Source organism: Bacteroidota bacterium, from assembly GCA_016713925.1.
In the GTDB taxonomy this organism is placed as follows: Bacteria; Bacteroidota; Bacteroidia; order AKYH767-A; family OLB10; genus JAJTFW01.
In genome coordinates this window covers 242,344-257,265 of the sequence record JADJOH010000008.1, presented here as the reverse complement: position 1 = coordinate 257,265, position 14,922 = coordinate 242,344, and the positions used below count along the sequence as shown (strand labels likewise).

The following is a 14,922-nucleotide window of genomic DNA, read 5'->3' as shown; positions in this document are numbered from 1 at the left end:
TAGCCAAAACGAATAATTATGCGTGCCAAAACTTTTATCATCATCCTACTCGTGATCGGGGCTTTGTTCCTTATTAAGAAGTTTTTGCTTCCATCTGAACAAACACCGGCCGGTGGTGGTCAGGGAAGAGGTGCGCCGGTGGCGGTGGATGTGAAGATCATTACACCAGTGATTTTCGATGAAGTGGTGCAAAGTACCGGAACAATTCTTGCCAATGAAGAAGTGACTTTGAAAGCAGAAGTAGCAGGTCGGATTACCAAATTGCTTATCAAAGAAGGTGGAAAAGTAAACAGAGGAGATTTACTGGTTAAAATTAACGATGCTGAACTTCGTGCTCAACTTTCAAAAGTAGCCTCCGGTTTAAAACTGGCGGAGCAACGATTAGAACGCAATAAGAAACTATTGACGATTGAAGGAATCAGTCGTGAAGAATACGATGTTCTGCAAACAGAAGTGGAATCGCTTAAAGCGGAGAAAGATGTGATCCTTGCTCAAATTGATAAAACAGAAATACGCGCTCCCTTCAATGGTGTGCTTGGATTAAAACAAATTAGCGAAGGAGCCTATGTCACCAGCCTACAGGATATTATTACTTTACAACAATTAGATCCGCTTAAACTGGAATTCAGCATTCCTGAAAATTATTTAGGCAGAGTGAAAACAGGAGATACCGTAACATACAGCCTTAGCGGACAAACCACCTCCTACATCGGAACAGTTTATGCCATTGAACCTGTTGTGAATGCCGGAAGCAGAAGTATAAACATCCGTGCCTATTGCTCCAACTCCTCTACTCAAGTGCTGCCTGGAGCCTTTGCACGCATAAAACTCCGGCTTTCTTCTTCGAATTCCCTGTTGGTACCCACACAAGCTATCGTACCTGTACTTAAGGGTAAGCAACTCTTTATCGTAAGATCGGGTAAAGCCGATACCGTTAGCGTAAGTACAGGAGTCAGGAATGATACAGCCATTCAGATTCTTAGCGGGCTCACTGCGGGGGATACCGTTATTATCACAGGACTTCTTCAGCTTCGTCCGGGAAGCGAAATTAAATTGAGAAATAAGAGTACGCTTTAGATATGAACCTGCCTTCACTTAGTATTAACCGTCCCGTGCTTGCGATAGTGATGTCGCTGTTGATTATTCTATTTGGCGGGATTGGATTTAACTTCCTTGGCGTCCGCGAATATCCGTCTATTGATCCACCTGTTATCACCGTACGTACCGGTTATGCCGGCGCCAATGCGGATGTGGTGGAGTCGCAGATAACAGAGCCGCTGGAGAAAGCCATCAATGGGATTGCAGGTATTCGTACCATCTCGTCTGCCAGTAATCTCGGGAACAGTGTAATCACTGTAGAATTTGATCTGGAAGTCGGTCTCGAAGCTGCCGCCAATGACGTGCGCGATAAAGTGTCACAAGCCGTTCGCAACCTCCCACAGGATATTGACGCATTGCCGACCGTAACGAAGAGCGACGCCAATTCCGATGCGATCATCTCCCTTACAGTTCAGAGCGATACCAGAAATGTGCTAGAATTAAGTGATTTTGCAGAGAATGTGATCGCAGAACGCTTGCAGACTATACCCGGCGTAAGCACCATCCAGATTTGGGGACAGAAGAGATATGCCATGCGCTTATGGCTGGATCCTGCTCGCCTTGCTTCTTTTCGTCTAACGCCTCTGGATGTACGAAATGCATTGGAAAAAGAGAATGTAGATCTTCCGGGTGGTAAAGTGGTTGGAAACAGCTCCGAGCTTACTGTGAAAACCATTGGTCGACTCACTTCTGAAGACGAATTCAATGACCTGATTATTAAAAGCGAAGGGAATAACATTATCCGGCTCAAGGATGTAGGGTATGCTACTTTGGGACCCGAAAACGAGGAAACTATTTTGAAGAACAATGGTATTCCCATGATAGCCTGCGCCATTGTACCTCAACCTGGATCAAATTACATTGAAATAGCCGATGAATTTTACAAAAGGCTGGAACAAATCAAAAAAGATATTCCTTCCGATTTAAAAGTGGGAATTGCGCTTGATAATACCCGCTTTGTCAGAAATTCTGTAAAGGAAGTAGAAGAAACATTGCTCATCGCCATTTTACTTGTTGTGTTAATTATTTTCCTGTTCTTCCGCGATTGGCTCATCGCCCTGCGCCCGCTGATTGATATTCCCGTATCCTTGATTGGTGCTTTCTTCATCATGTACCTTTTCGGTTTTTCCATCAATGTACTCACCCTCCTGGCAATTGTTCTCGCTACAGGATTAGTAGTTGATGATGGTATAGTAGTTACAGAAAACATTTTCAAAAAAGTGGAAAAAGGAATGAGTCCCGTGGAAGCCGCTCATAAAGGGTCGGCTGAAATATTCTTCGTGGTCATCTCCACCTCTATTACATTAGCCGCCGTATTTCTTCCTGTGATTTTCATGGAAGGGTTTGTGGGAAGGCTGTTCCGTGAATTCGGGATTGTTCTCTCCGGCGCAGTGTTGATTTCGGCTTTTGTAAGTCTCACGTTGACGCCTATGCTCAATGCGCGTCTCATTCGTAAAAACCAGAAACATAGTCGTTTTTATGAAATGACGGAACCCTTTTTCCGTAAATTGGATGACAACTACCGGAATTCTTTAGAACAATTCATGAAGAAACGGTATAGGGCTTGGGTAATATTGGGCCTGGTGACCGGAATGATATTTCTTTTCGGCGGGATGTTAAAGAAAGAGCTGGCCCCGCTGGAAGACAGGAATTGGTTTAGATTGCTCGTAACGGCTCCTGAAGGTGCCTCTTTCGAGTACACCGACAAATTCATGAATTCCGTTGCGGATATGATCATGGATTCTGTTCCGGAAAGACGTATATGCCTTACCGTTACTGCACCGGGATTTGCCGGCTCAGGTGCTGTGAATACGGGATTTGGTCGTATCGTACTCACTACTCCGGATGAACGAAAGCGAAGTCAGCAGGAGATAGTAGATCAGGTCAGTGCTTTCACGCGGTCTTTTCCCGCAGCACGAACATTCGTTGTTCAGGAGCAGACATTATCAGCAGGAGGTGGTCCGAGAGGTAGCCTTCCCGTTCAGTTCGTCATCCAAAATTCTGATTTTGAAAAACTGAAAGCGGTGATTCCGGTGTTCATGAAAGAAATAAATAGCAATCCCGTATTTCAGGGCAGTGATGTCAACCTGAAATTTAACAAACCGGAATTGCAGGTGAGTATCGATCGGGAGAAGGCACGCATGCTGGGGGTATCCATGCTGGATGTTGCGCAAACATTACAACTTGCGTTCAGCGGACAGCGCTTCGCCTATTTTCAACGACAGGGAAAACAATACCAGGTGATCGGACAATTTGACCGCGCCAACAGGGATGAGCCTACTGATCTACGTATGATTTATCTCCGCAACGACAAAGGAGAATTGGTACAATTAGACAATGTGGTGAAGTTGGAAGAGCAAAGCAGTCCTCCACAACTCTATCACTATAATCGTTTTAAGGCCGCCACACTCAGTGCAGGACTTGCGCCCGGAAGTACCATCGGCGATGGTGTTGAAGCCATGAACAGAATTGCAGAGAAAGTACTGGATGAAAGTTTTAGTACTGAACTTACCGGTGCCAGCAGGGACTATGCGGAAAGTTCATCCAATGCCCTTTATGCATTTATGCTGGCACTCGTAATTATTTATCTCATCCTTGCCGCACAATTTGAAAGTTTCATTGATCCATTCATCATCATGCTTACCGTACCACTGGCTTTAGGAGGTGCCGTTTTCTCCTTATGGTATTTTAATCTAACCTTGAATATTTTCAGCCAGATAGGCATGATTATGCTCATCGGTTTAGTGACCAAGAATGGAATTATGATTGTGGAATTCGCGAATAAGATCCGTGAATCCGGAAAAAGTAAAATGGAGGCCATCCTTGAAGCTTCTGCTTTACGTCTGCGACCAATTCTGATGACAAGTCTAGCTACAATGTTGGGCGCCCTACCCATTGCATTGGCTTTAGGTGCAGGGGCAAGAAGCAGAATCCCATTGGGCGTGGTGATCATTGGTGGCCTGCTGTTCGCACTGATATTAACCCTTTATGTCATACCGGTAATTTATACATACTTAAGTAGAAAAAAGATGTGTCAAATAGCTAGGAATTATATTTTATGAAGAACAAAAAAGGACATATCGAAAAAACAGTATTGCTAGTCATGTTCATTTGCGGCACCACTGTTCACGCTCAGGAATCACTGCTACTGAAAGATGCCATAACCATAGCATTGGAGAAAAATTATGATGTTCAGGTAGCGAAGTTGACCACCCGGCAAGCGGAGATAAATAATTCGGCGGGCGAAGCGGGCATGCTTCCGGCGGTGACTGTGGATGGTAATTACAACAAGACGGACCTTAATTTAAAACAGAAACTTGCAGATGGAAGGGTGATTGAGCGTGACGGGGCTGCGTCAACGTTATACAATGCAAGTGCGGGACTGAACTGGATATTATTTGATGGATTGACCATGTTCGCGAGGAAGGAACGACTCGGCAGCTTTGCTGAAGAATCCAGGCTCACCATGAAATTGCAAATGGAAGGGGCTATTCAGCAGGTGATCACCGCCTATTTTGCAGTAACAGTGGAACAGGAAAATTTGAAAACCTTAGAGGCCCTGTTGAAAGTAGACAGCATTCGCGTACTTCTGGCTGAAGCCCGTCTGGAAGCAGGCAATGGATCGAAACCGGCTGTATTGCAAGCCAAATTGGAGCAGAATCTCCACCTGGCACAACAGCTAGAGAGAAAATCTGCTTTGCAAACGCAAATGGAAAATCTTAACCTCCTCCTTGGAAGAGATCCCTCCACCCTCTTCACTGCAACAGATAGCATTAGTGTTGGATCCATTACTTTAGATGAAAGTTCCCGCAACAATGATCTTCGGCTTCGACTTGCAGAACAGCAGAAACGAACCGCCTTTCAATGGATCAAGGAAAACAAAGGAGCACGATGGCCTGTATTGACTTTAAATGCAGATTATAGTTTCAATAAAACGGAAAATGAAGCAGGCTTTCTATTGGAAAATCAAAATTATGGTCCCGGAATAGGATTAAACTTTCGTTGGAATATCTTCAATGGTTTTAGAACAGATCGACTCATCAGGAATGCACAGCTAACCCTTCAGATTGCCGAAACCAGACAACTGGAAGCATTAAGTCTTCGCCAGCAAGCTGAGAAAAAATTAATGCGGGAATACAATGACCGGATAAGCATGATTGCATTGGAAGAACAAAGCAGTGCCCTGGCCGCTGAAAATCTTAACATTGTCTTGGAACGATTACGCTCAGGACTAAGCACCTCCCTCGAAATTCAGGAAGCACAGCGCAGTTATCAGGATGCGGTTGGCAGACTTCTGTCAGCAAAATATAATGCAAAAATAGCAGAGACGGAGATTTTACGATTAAAAGGTGAATTGTTAAAATAACTTCAATAAAGTTATGCATTTAAGGATTATTACAACTTTTAATTTTCAAGCATGATGAACTCTGTTGCAGTGCTGAAAAATTTTTAAACTAGCATTCTATAAATGAAAAAGCCCTGCACTCCATTGTGTACAGGGCTTTTCAAATGAGAATAAGTTTATTGCTTCGGTTCCATCAGCTTAAAGAACTGATCCAGTTGAGGAAGAATAACGATACGCGTTCTACGATTTTTCGCACGGCCATCGGTACTTGTATTCGGTGCAACGGAGATGTATTCGCTTCTACCTGCAGCAATGATACGGGTAGGATCAACACCATAAGTCTTCTGCAACACACGCACTACAGCGGTGGCTCTTAAAACGCTGAGATCCCAGTTATCTTTAATAGCGGCGGTAGAGATGGATTTATTATCTGTATGACCTTCCACCATAAACTGAACATCCGGCTGACCTTTGATAACAGTAGCTACCTTTCCAAGTACTTCTTTTGCTTTCGGCATAATATCATAGCTACCACTACGGAAGAGCATTTTATCGGAAATGCTTATAAATACCGCGCTTCCTTCTACTTTAATGTTTACATCTTCATCATTAACATCTTTAAGTTCTCCTTTCAGATTCAAAACTAAAGCCATATTCAAAGAATCCTTTCTTGCCATCGCTGTTTGTAAATCCTTGATGTATGTGTCTTTTGAATTGATATTTTCCAGTGACTTACGGATACTCTCCGCCTGTGATGCGCTGATCACTGACATATCGCTCAATTGTTTCAACATGGTGGTGCTATTTGCTTTTGCATCCGCCAATTCCTTCTCCAATTTCTGCAAATCACCAATCTGTTTGTTTTTTTCCGCTAAACAGCGCTGTAAATTTGACTCGGTCGTATCGAAATCTGCTTTCAATTTAGTATATTGATCTACTTGATTGTTGTATTTCTTACGACTTACACATCCGGACGCCATAATGGCAACGAGGATAAATACTGATACTATTCGTAACATAATTTTTTTGGTTTTTAAATCAGAATGCAAAGTTACGACAATGAAAAGCATCTTTTGCAAAATGAATTCAACTAAAAACCAACAGCAAAGCAATGTTTCAATAAACTACAAAACAGTCCTTTATAACAAGAATTAACAAACAAATCAAAGGAGTAAACACTACCATGACCCTATGATTAATCTCATTGAATTAAGAAATGTCGGAATAGTTGCATCGATTTACCACCATAAAACATTAAACCAAAACACCACTTTGTCCTTTGAGGAGTAACCTATTCGTCCTTCTCCAATAACAACTGCGATTTCAAATACATGGCATTTCGTCCCCGCTGAAATGTTTTGGATAAGAAATCAAGGTCGTTGGTATAGGCGAGTGAGGTATTTAAAAGATCCAATTCCTGCTCCGACCAGGGCTCATGCGACCGGGGATGTTCTTTACGAATTTTCATCACCGCAGGAGTCAAATCATTTCCTTTCTTAATAATACCAATTGAAAATATCAGTTCTTCCAATCTTCTAACCGCGGCATCGGATAGCTTATTGTAAGCGGCCTGATTGAAGAAGGGATGCTCAGATACATCAACACCGAAATCCTCCTCCACATGTTTCTCAAAATAATCATCGATCTGAACCCGAAGAATATTTCTGAACTTTCTATCGATACTTTGAAAGAGGTGGTGGTTTTTGATATCATTAAATTTTGCCGCGTGACTTCCCAGCAGAAATTTAGTCACCATGGCGGAGGATGCCTTTAATCCCTGGTTTTTGATCAACATTCTCAATTCTTCTATTTGCTCAGTGCTCACAAGACTTGCTCCGGAAACTGAGGATAACGCATTATCATCCTCATCCGCTTTCGCCAATGCCCATTGAAGCATGTTTCTAACCGACTCTTCGTTCAGAATTTCATCAGAACAGACTTCACCGGTCACAGGATTACAGCCATTGAGTAAGGCTTCAATTATTTGTTTGTGGGGATTCATACTTTAAATTTTAATGTTTAACATTCTTGCAACTTTCTCTCATCTCTACATAGTCACCTTACTTTCTGACGTTTTGCAAAATCGCTAGCAGTTAGAATTTTTGAACTTCAATTTTGTTTTAATTACTTAGTTGAACGCTTGTAATGAAGTTGTACTAACCCTTTGTCAAACTTTTTTACCGAAACAAGTTCTAAATTTTGTTCCGGTCTTCCATCTTTGAAAAGCCGTGTTCCGCTACCCACTAATATTGGAATAACGGAAATAATAAACTCGTCAATAAGGTTATCTTTTAGAAGTTCATTGACTACTTCGGCACCACCGTCACAAAAAATATTTTTCCCATTCTCTGATTTTAGCCGGTCAACAAGTGATTTAAGATTACCGGTGTAAAATTTTACTGATCCTATGGTTGGCCTTGGTGTCCTTGTAATGATATAGGCGTCTTTATCCGCGTGTGGAAAGTCAACACCCATGGATAGTACCTTATCATATGTTTTACGCCCAACTATAACTGCATCCACAGTTTCAACGAAGTCTGCGTAGCCGTAGTCTTGTCCTTCTTCCTCCACAATTGAAAGAAAACCAAGATCGTCATTTGGTTTGGCAATGTAGCCATCTAAACTAACTGCGATATATACTATTACTTTTCTGCCCACCATCCATTGTTACTTATATGTTATTTCTTTAAACTAATAGTCGGAACACCCTACTTGCCCGAAAATATTCTACACTTATCCAAAAGGATTTTCGAGATTACTATCCACAACCTTTCGTTTAATTCTTTCAATCCCTTTCATCTTTATACCTAATGTATTTTTTGCTATCGCCTTCTCAACCATTTCTTCCTCCGGCATATCGCCATAGAATTTTCTGAGTACAGACTCGAGTCGCAAATCCGGCATTAAAGTTAAGGGTTTAACACCGGAGTTGTCACAATTTTTAAATAAATTATCTTCCTCATCACCCAGATACCTGCACAGAAATTTCATTCGTGACTCTCTGGTCTCCGCGTATGCCACCATTTCATCCAGTTCTGCCATCCGGATTTCACGCAGTTTATCAATCATGCGGAAATCCATGGGTGGTGCCCTTGGTAATGATTTGCAAATATTTCTTTTGTCCCACTTGCTTTTCCGCAATGAGTCCCTGTTCGATAAGATCTGCTTTTATAGAACGCATTGCTGCATCGAAAATATTTGTTTTCTTACATAGTTCTTGTTCTGTAAATCGCTTCTCCTGCAACAATTGAATAACTTTCATATAGCTGTTCACAGCAGGTTTAGAGAAATTGATAAACATCTGCGGAAGCTTAACATCTGTAAAGTGATACAGTAAAATCACTCTTCCGGTATCGCCATCTCGTCCGGCCCGACCAATTTCCTGATAATAATGAATCGGAGATTGCGGAATTTGAGTGTGAATAATAAAACGAATATCGGGCTTGTCAATTCCCATACCCAGAGCGTTAGTAGAGATGACACATTTCCAATCGTTGTTCATGAGACCTTTCTCGATCTTCACCCTCTCTGCAGGCGATAAACCGGCATGGTATCCGGCACAGGGAATATCATTTTGTTTCAGCCAATTCGTATAACGGGTAACATCTTTTCGCGTACCTGTATAAATAATTCCTGATCCTTCCAGTTTTTCAAGATGTTGAGCCAGCCAGATCAGTTTATCATCCTGACATCCTACCTGAATCACCTGCAACTGCAAATTATCACGCATCAATTTTCCCCGAATGGACTTCGCATTGCCACCCATCTGTTGAATAATATCTTCCTCCACGGTCTTCGTAGCAGTAGCAGTCGTTGCCAGGACAGGAATACCCACCGGCAATGTTTTCACTAATTCAATAATCCTCCGAAAAGCAGGACGAAAATCATGACCCCAAACAGAAATGCAATGTGCTTCATCCACCACCACCATGGATAAGTTTAACTGTTTTACGGTCTTCACCCAGGCCACATTATCCATACGCTCGGGAGCGATGTACAATATTTTGATTTTACCCTCTTTCGCTTCCTTCAGGATTTTTGAATTCTCTAATGAATTCTGTTCACTGTTCAGGCAGCGGGCATCAATACCTAAACTATTCAATTTCTGCACCTGATCGCGCATCAAGGCAATCAACGGTGAAAAAATGATCGTAATTCCCGGTAATACTGCAGCCGGAAACTGATAACAGAGCGACTTTCCGAAACCCGTTCGTTCAATCAGCAACACCCGATCACCATGCAATACATGTTTTATCGTGGTCCACTGTTCATCATGAAAATGATTAAATCCAAAAATCTTTTTCAATTGCACTTCTGCCTCTTTCCTGTTCATATCAATTATTTTAAAGGTGTTTAAAATGAATGAGGCAAATATATAACAGTAAATACAGGATAAGCCGAAATAAACATTTGTATTCGTTTGTGGGAGGGTAAGTGGGGGTAGGGAGGGTAGATTTGCATGAAATCGCAATTAATTTTGCAACGGAAACTTACAGATCCATATTTAATATTTAACGAAACCAATTTTATAAAAACCATTTAATGAAATATTTCACCCGTAAAAAGAATCGGCTACCCGGATTCGACTATTCATCATGCAATCGGTACTTCATTACTTCCATAGTGAAATACAGAAAGCCTTACTTTGGTAATGTGTTTGATAGCAAAATGGTATTATCGGATTATGGTCATATAGTAGATCAGCAATGGGATTGGTTGCTTAAAACTTACCCTTACCTCAAATCTCACGGCTTCATAGTAATGCCCGATCATATTCATGGAATCCTTGAAATTACCGATGAACCTTCCTATCAGGGAAAGATCAAAAGCCTGTCCGAATTGATGGGTGCATATAAAACCACTACCTCAAAATATATTCATCTGGCTGGTGTACATGATTTTGAATGGCATCGTTCCTTTCATGATCATATCGTCCGAAACGAATCAGCATTTATTTGTATGAAAAACTATATCCGGTTAAATCCGAAACGGTGGATGGAAAAAATACCACAAGCCGCAGTAGTCACAGGTCGCGGTAGTGACAGGTCGTGGTTGTAGTGACAGGTCGTGGGTGTAGGGATAGGTCGTGGGTGTAGGGATAGGTCGTGGGTGTAGGGACAGGTCGCGACCTGTCCTTACAACGATGATCAGGATGGTGGTCACAGGTCATTATAGGGACAGGTCGTGGGTGTAGGGACAGGTCGCGACCTGTCCTTACGATGATGACCGGGGTGTAGGGACAGGTCGTGGTTGTGGTGACTGGTCGTGGTTGTGGTGACACGTCGTGGTTGTAGGGAGAGGTGGTGGTTGTAGGGACAGGTCGCGGCCTGTCCTTACGATGATGACCGGGGTGTAGTGACACGTCGTGGTTGTAGAGACAGGTCGTGGGTGTGGTGACAGATCGTGTGGTGACAGGTCGTGTGGTGACAGGTCGTGTGGTGACAGGCCGTGTGGTGACAGGTCGTGTGGTGACAGGTCGCGACCTGTCATTACAGATTTTTTTCTATTTTCAGCACCTCAAACCTATTATGTATAACCAACCTAACCGTTCCGCTGCTGCCCTTCCTATTCTGATTTCTGTTTTCTTCTTTTGGGGGTTTGTGGCCGCCAGTAATGATATTCTGATTCCTGTATTTAAAGAGAAACTGAATCTGGAGCAATGGCAGAGTCAGATGATTTCTTTTGCATTTTATGTTGCTTATACCGTGGGATCGCTGATTTATTATTTTATGTCGAAAGCGACAGGGGGTGATATTTTAAATCGCATTGGGTATAAGAATGGCATTGCACTGGGGTTGGTTATTTCTGCATTGGGCACCTTGTTGTTCTTCCCGGCTGCGGAATCTTCTTCTTTTGGCTTGATGATTTCCGGTCTCTTTATTGTAGGATTGGGTTTTTCTTTACAACAAACAGCCGCCAATCCTCTCGCCATCACCATTGGAGATCCTAAGAAAGGGGCGCAACGGTTGAGTCTGGCCGGTGGGATTAATAATATCGGGACAACCATCGGACCCATCATCGTGAGCTTTGCGATTTTCGGTTCGTTGAAAGCAGGGGAGCATCTGGAATCTCTTTCTGCTGTGAAAGGACCTTACCTTATGCTGGGTGCAGCCTTTGTAATTGTTGCCATTATTTTTCGTTTCTCGTCATTGCCGAATCAAATTCATCATGAAGAGACAGTTCCCGATGTGCAAAATAAATCGGCGAAGGAAGCCGGATCCGCATTGTCCTACCCACAGTTATGGATGGGAATGATCGCGATCTTCCTCTATGTGGGAGTGGAAGTTTCAACAGCTTCTAACCTTCCTGAATTCATGCGCATCCATCTGAATACGCCTACAAACGAAATCGCACCCTATGTCTCCTTGTTCTGGGCGAGTCTGATGATTGGACGCTGGACAGGCGCAGTAGGAGCATTTGATCTGAAGAAGAATACCCGCACCTTTCTGAATTTCATTCTTCCCTATGCCGCTTTCGGTGTCTTCCTCTTCGCCAACAGGATCGCGAATAATGATCTTACGCCATTTTATGTGTATGCTTTCGTCATTATCATCATCATCATTGCTGATCTGTTGAGTAAAGGTAATCCTGCCCGCCAATTGTTGATTTTCTCTTTCTGCGGAATAACCGCTTTGCTCATTGGTATTCTCAGCGACGGACTCACGAGTGTATATGCCTTTATCAGCGTTGGTCTCTTTTGTTCTACCCTCTGGCCTTGTATCTTTACGCTGGCGATAGCAGGACTCGGTAAACATACCAACGAAGGTTCCAGCTTCCTCATCATGATGATTATGGGTGGCGGATTTGTGAGTTTGTTGCAGGGATGGCTGGCTTCAGATGATCTGCTGGGGATTCAATGGAGTTATATAGTAGGAATTCTTTGTTTTGCTTATCTCGCCTTCTATGGATGGAAAGTACAGCATATTCTCGCTGCCCGGGGAATTCACTATGACACTGCTAAGGCATCACATTAAGAAATAACCATTGCGTCCGCTGCTTTACCGAAAAGCACGTTGCGCCTTCCTGCCGGCAGGTTTAAACATACCAACTACCCGTTGCGTCCGCTGCTCTACCGTAGCGAACGTTGCGTTAAATAAAACACCATGTGTAATGAAATATTAAATAGAAGTTCTCATTGTTTTCTGTGGACAGTCACTTTTCTTTTCGTACTCATGAATACAAAAGTTTATTCCGGAGAGAAAGTAAACTTAATACCGCTTCCTAACAGCATTGCCTATAAGAAAGGGCACTTCAAAATAGCTCCGGAAACAAAATTATTGGCGAGCAGTAGTTCATCCAGACAATTTGCAGTCCTGTTAAACGATTGGATGAAGACGGCCCTCGGCTATGCACTACCGATAGTTGAAACAGTAGGACGTAAAGATCATTACATCGCGATTTCCCTTCTTGCAGAAGATACTACAGAGAAGTACCGCATTGCCGTAAAGAAAAACGGAATCGTACTGGAAGGAAGTGCTGCAGGACTTGTGCGCGGCAGTTCTACCCTCCTGCAATTGCTCTTTCATGCCGGGAAAACCGAAAATAAAATTCCTTGTCTGGTGATTGTCGATCAACCGAAGTTTGCCTATCGTGGTGTGCACCTCGATGTATGCCGGCATTTTATGCCGAAGGAATTTGTGAAGCGGTACATCGATCTGATCGCATTGCACAAGATGAACAATTTTCACTGGCACCTCACCGATGATCAAGGCTGGCGGATTGAAATTAAAAAATATCCGAAGCTGACTGAAATCGGTGGCTGGAGGAACGGAAGTATGGTAGGCCCCTACCGCAACCAGCAGTTCGACAGCTTGCGATACGGTGGTTTTTTTACGCAGGATGATATCCGTGAAGTGGTGGCGTATGCGGAACAACGAAAGATCAACATCATTCCGGAAATAGAAATGCCCGGACATGCGAGGGCGGCACTCGCAGCTTATCCTGAATATTCCTGTACAGGAGATGTGAAAGAGGTCGCCAAAGGATGGGGTGTTTTTGACGATGTCTTTTGTGTGAAAGATTCCACATTTACTTTTCTGGAAGATATTCTCACGGAAGTGATCGGACTGTTTCCATCAAAATACATTCATATCGGTGGAGATGAATGTCCGAAAACGCGCTGGAAGGTCTGTCCGAAATGCATCGAGACGCGCTATGCCAACAACCTGCGTGATGAACATGAATTGCAGAGTTATTTTATTCAGCGGATCGAAAAATTTCTGAACAGTAAAGGAAGAAAGATTATCGGCTGGGATGAAATTTTGGAAGGCGGCCTTGCACCCAATGCCACGGTGATGAGCTGGCAGGGTATCAGCGGTGGTATCGCCGCAGCTAAATCCGGACATGATGCTATCATGACGCCGGGCACACATTGCTATTTTGATCATTATCAGGGCGAGCGGGCATCAGAACCATTGGCATTCGGTGGATTCACCCCATTGTAAAAAGTGTACTCCTTCCGCCCCATCCCCGATTCATTGAATATAGAAGAAGCAAAGTACATCCTCGGCGCGCAGGCAAATTTATGGTCTGAGTATTTGTACGATGTAAAGCAGGTGGAGTATATGCTCTTGCCCCGTCTTTGTGCACTCTCTGAAGTCCTCTGGACCGATACGGTCTTTCATGATGAAGCTAAATTTTATAAAAGATTGTTATCCCATCAATCCTTGCTGGATCAGTTTCACGTAAATTACTCCACCACCTGGATGCGACCCTCCTTGAAGATATCCTCCGGGAAAAACAAACCCTCTCTTGAATTAAGTCTGGTCTCAAGAATTCAGCAGGATATCGAAACCGCCTTTCGTAACGGTGATGGATTAACGACTTTTAAAAAGTATCAACAACCGGTGATCATTCAGGAGAGTGGAGATTTTATTGTGCGAAGCAGCTATAAAAACAAAACCCATGAACTGATTTTTCCTTTTGAGTTTTCAAAATCTACCGGTGCAAATGTACAACTGCTCGTAAAAGGCGATCGCAATTATGCAAATCCGGCAGCTACTTTATGCGATGGCATCACCGGCGATTATCCCTGGACAGGAAAGCACTGGGTAGGCTGGATTGGTAAAGACGGAGTGATTGAAATTGATCTGGGCAGCACAAAAAAAATAGACAGTATTGTTTTCGTCTACCTGCATGATCCCGTGAGTTGGATACATGCTCCCGGTGCTATTCTATACAACATTGGAAAGGAAGAAGTGCAGTTTCGTCAAATCACGAAAGACAAAGCTGTCAATCGAGCCGTTATTCCGGTGGATGGAGAAGCACAACTTCTGAAATTTACTATCCAAAGCATTGGGAAGAACCCTGAAGGCAGTGCAGGAGCCGGAGAAGACGGATGGATGTTTGTTTCGGAAATACTTGTGTATTAGAGAATGTCTTGGATTAGATCCCGGGAACAGGAGACTTCTTCTTGTACTTTACAATGATTAATATGATTTTTCTTTCATTTTAACGGGAATTTTACATCACATGCAACC

12 protein-coding genes are annotated in these 14,922 nt (G+C 43.1%); 7 read left to right on the top strand and 5 right to left on the bottom strand.

The genetic code is table 11. The features are described 5' to 3' along the window. The first annotated feature begins 18 nt into the window (after positions 1 to 18). From IPJ86_15505 to IPJ86_15495, 3 genes are read left to right on the top strand one after another with little or no spacing between them, the layout of a single operon-like run. On the top strand, positions 19 to 1,077 hold the full coding sequence (locus tag IPJ86_15505; GenBank protein ID MBK7888628.1) for an efflux RND transporter periplasmic adaptor subunit: 1,059 nt from the start codon (positions 19 to 21) through the stop codon (positions 1,075 to 1,077). 2 nt (positions 1,078 to 1,079) lie between these two features. Beyond that, positions 1,080 to 4,160 carry an efflux RND transporter permease subunit gene (locus tag IPJ86_15500; protein ID MBK7888627.1) on the top strand — a complete coding sequence of 1,027 codons (3,081 nt, stop codon included), beginning with the start codon at positions 1,080 to 1,082 and terminating at the stop codon, positions 4,158 to 4,160. Continuing rightward, a complete protein-coding gene (locus tag IPJ86_15495; protein MBK7888626.1) occupies positions 4,157 to 5,464 on the top strand; it encodes a TolC family protein in 1,308 nt (435 codons plus the stop codon). Before IPJ86_15500 ends, IPJ86_15495 begins: the two co-directional genes overlap by 4 nt. A 155-nt stretch (positions 5,465 to 5,619) precedes the next feature. Here the strand turns inward: IPJ86_15495 and IPJ86_15490 are convergent, their stop codons facing one another. The 5 genes from IPJ86_15490 to IPJ86_15470 form a co-directional block, all read right to left on the bottom strand. Then, positions 5,620 to 6,462, bottom strand: a complete 843-nt coding sequence (locus tag IPJ86_15490) for an OmpA family protein (protein ID MBK7888625.1) — start codon at positions 6,460 to 6,462, stop codon at positions 5,620 to 5,622. A gap of 272 nt (positions 6,463 to 6,734) precedes the next feature. Further along, entirely contained in the window at positions 6,735 to 7,445 is a 711-nt protein-coding gene (locus tag IPJ86_15485) for a hypothetical protein (protein ID MBK7888624.1), read from the bottom strand. Positions 7,446 to 7,567: 122 nt separating this feature from the next. Next, positions 7,568 to 8,104, bottom strand: a complete 537-nt coding sequence (locus IPJ86_15480; GenBank protein MBK7888623.1) for a dihydrofolate reductase — start codon at positions 8,102 to 8,104, stop codon at positions 7,568 to 7,570. 72 nt (positions 8,105 to 8,176) lie between these two features. Further along, positions 8,177 to 8,512: a RecQ family zinc-binding domain-containing protein gene (locus tag IPJ86_15475; GenBank protein MBK7888622.1), complete on the bottom strand. Its 336-nt coding sequence runs from the start codon at positions 8,510 to 8,512 to the stop codon at positions 8,177 to 8,179. Next, positions 8,505 to 9,776 (bottom strand): ATP-dependent DNA helicase RecQ, encoded by a 1,272-nt coding sequence (locus IPJ86_15470; protein ID MBK7888621.1) that lies wholly within the window; start codon positions 9,774 to 9,776, stop codon positions 8,505 to 8,507. The genes IPJ86_15475 and IPJ86_15470 overlap by 8 nt, the downstream gene beginning before the upstream one ends. Before the next feature lie 209 nt (positions 9,777 to 9,985). Between IPJ86_15470 and IPJ86_15465 the strand changes: the two genes are divergently transcribed. From IPJ86_15465 to IPJ86_15450, 4 genes are all read left to right on the top strand, one after another. Then, on the top strand, positions 9,986 to 10,501 hold the full coding sequence (locus tag IPJ86_15465) for a transposase (GenBank protein MBK7888620.1): 516 nt from the start codon (positions 9,986 to 9,988) through the stop codon (positions 10,499 to 10,501). 470 nt (positions 10,502 to 10,971) lie between these two features. After that, positions 10,972 to 12,417, top strand: a complete 1,446-nt coding sequence (locus IPJ86_15460; GenBank protein MBK7888619.1) for an MFS transporter — start codon at positions 10,972 to 10,974, stop codon at positions 12,415 to 12,417. A gap of 198 nt (positions 12,418 to 12,615) precedes the next feature. Further along, positions 12,616 to 13,887 carry a beta-N-acetylhexosaminidase gene (locus IPJ86_15455; protein ID MBK7888618.1) on the top strand — a complete coding sequence of 424 codons (1,272 nt, stop codon included), beginning with the start codon at positions 12,616 to 12,618 and terminating at the stop codon, positions 13,885 to 13,887. Between the two features lie 3 nt (positions 13,888 to 13,890). Next, complete coding sequence (locus tag IPJ86_15450; protein MBK7888617.1) at positions 13,891 to 14,814, top strand: family 20 glycosylhydrolase; 924 nt, start codon at positions 13,891 to 13,893, stop codon at positions 14,812 to 14,814. Positions 14,815 to 14,922: the final 108 nt, after the last annotated feature.

Excerpts from the sequence above, each read along its gene's own strand:
- IPJ86_15475 (MBK7888622.1), bottom strand. The coding sequence starts at position 8,512 with ATGATTGATAAACTGCGTGAAATCCGGATGGCAGAACTGGATGAAATG.
- IPJ86_15500 (MBK7888627.1), top strand. The coding sequence starts at position 1,080 with ATGAACCTGCCTTCACTTAGTATTAACCGTCCCGTGCTTGCGATAGTG.
- IPJ86_15480 (MBK7888623.1), bottom strand. The coding sequence starts at position 8,104 with ATGGTGGGCAGAAAAGTAATAGTATATATCGCAGTTAGTTTAGATGGC.
- IPJ86_15455 (MBK7888618.1), top strand. The coding sequence starts at position 12,616 with ATGAATACAAAAGTTTATTCCGGAGAGAAAGTAAACTTAATACCGCTT.
- IPJ86_15465 (MBK7888620.1), top strand. The coding sequence starts at position 9,986 with ATGAAATATTTCACCCGTAAAAAGAATCGGCTACCCGGATTCGACTAT.
- IPJ86_15460 (MBK7888619.1), top strand. The coding sequence starts at position 10,972 with ATGTATAACCAACCTAACCGTTCCGCTGCTGCCCTTCCTATTCTGATT.
- IPJ86_15490 (MBK7888625.1), bottom strand. The coding sequence starts at position 6,462 with ATGTTACGAATAGTATCAGTATTTATCCTCGTTGCCATTATGGCGTCC.
- IPJ86_15495 (MBK7888626.1), top strand. The coding sequence starts at position 4,157 with ATGAAGAACAAAAAAGGACATATCGAAAAAACAGTATTGCTAGTCATG.
- IPJ86_15505 (MBK7888628.1), top strand. The coding sequence starts at position 19 with ATGCGTGCCAAAACTTTTATCATCATCCTACTCGTGATCGGGGCTTTG.
- IPJ86_15470 (MBK7888621.1), bottom strand. The coding sequence starts at position 9,776 with ATGAACAGGAAAGAGGCAGAAGTGCAATTGAAAAAGATTTTTGGATTT.
- IPJ86_15485 (MBK7888624.1), bottom strand. The coding sequence starts at position 7,445 with ATGAATCCCCACAAACAAATAATTGAAGCCTTACTCAATGGCTGTAAT.